Consider the following 1,119-nt stretch of genomic DNA (forward strand, 5'->3'; position numbering starts at 1 on the left):
AAGACACATTTAATAAATTAGGATATAAAGCTAAAATCAACACTCATACAACGTCTTATATAAATTGACTTCTGGACATATATCTTTATTTCGAATGCCACTTAAGATGTTGTTAATCTTCATGAATTCATCTTGAAACATCTTGCTACCAATCATCATTGTATGTAACTCACTATATTGAAATAATGCTAGATAACCTTGTAGATAATGTGTCATTACATTTCTTTTGCCTCTGAAAAATGCTTTTATTCTATCATGAAGATGATTAACCATTTCTAGAGTATATCCATCTTTTGATTTTTCACCAGATGGTATTTTGACCCATTTTATGTTTAATGCATCCATTAATTGGTGATAACTTCTTTGACTATCACTGATTACGATTGATCCAGAACGTATTGTGTTTTTAAAAATATCTATTAGCGTGCTAGAGGTGGGACGACCTCTATCTGCTGTGTGTACAACATAATTTCCATCTTCATCTATTGCACATGCAATACCAATTTTATCTTTACTTATACCTCTACGATTTTGGTTTACAAACCCCTTAGCTTGGTATGTCAAATATGTTTCATCTAGTGCAATTTTCTTTGACAATTGTTTTTTGTTTATCAATTCATTTAGCACATACATAAGTTTGTGTCTGTTATAAAATGCAGAAACAATACTGATACCTACAAGCTTCGCAGTTTTGGATAAATAATCATTGTTTAATGAAGAATAAAACAAGATTTCCCATTGTTCCTTTGATAAGTGGGACCAATGCATTAGATGATTTGTACTATTAATGAATCTTCGTTTACAATTGTTGCATTTATAGCGTTGTGTTCCTTTACTGTTTTTTCCAGCCTTAACGATATGAACGCTTCCACAATAAGGGCAGCACTCAATATGAGAATTGAATAGAAATTCAAAGCATGATTGTTTAATAGTATCGGATAATAGTAGCAATTCATTTGTATCATAGCTATCGAATATTCTTGTATCTAGCAACTCAGTAGATTCATCTATTTTTAAATTAAATTCTGTACACATGTTTCATTACCTCACTTACAGGTAAATTGTACAAGTCTATTTGACATTAATGATGTCTATATCCTGTTTTATTAAATGTGTCTT

General features: G+C 30.5%; 1 protein-coding gene. It reads right to left on the bottom strand.

The window, feature by feature from the left end; all coding sequences use genetic code 11:
- Nucleotides 1-36: 36 nt before the first annotated feature.
- On the bottom strand, nt 37-1,035 hold the full coding sequence (locus H8911_RS12145) for an IS1595 family transposase (RefSeq protein ID WP_186999838.1): 999 nt from the start codon (nt 1,033-1,035) through the stop codon (nt 37-39).
- Nucleotides 1,036-1,119 lie beyond the last annotated feature (84 nt).

Origin of the sequence: Holdemanella hominis (genome assembly GCF_014306155.1) — a bacterium.
GTDB classification, from domain to species: domain Bacteria; phylum Bacillota_I; class Bacilli_A; order Erysipelotrichales; family Erysipelotrichaceae; genus Holdemanella; species Holdemanella hominis.

What these genes read in the sequence shown, in the direction of transcription:
- H8911_RS12145 (WP_186999838.1), bottom strand. Translation starts at nt 1,035, where the DNA reads ATGTGTACAGAATTTAATTTAAAAATAGATGAATCTACTGAGTTGCTA.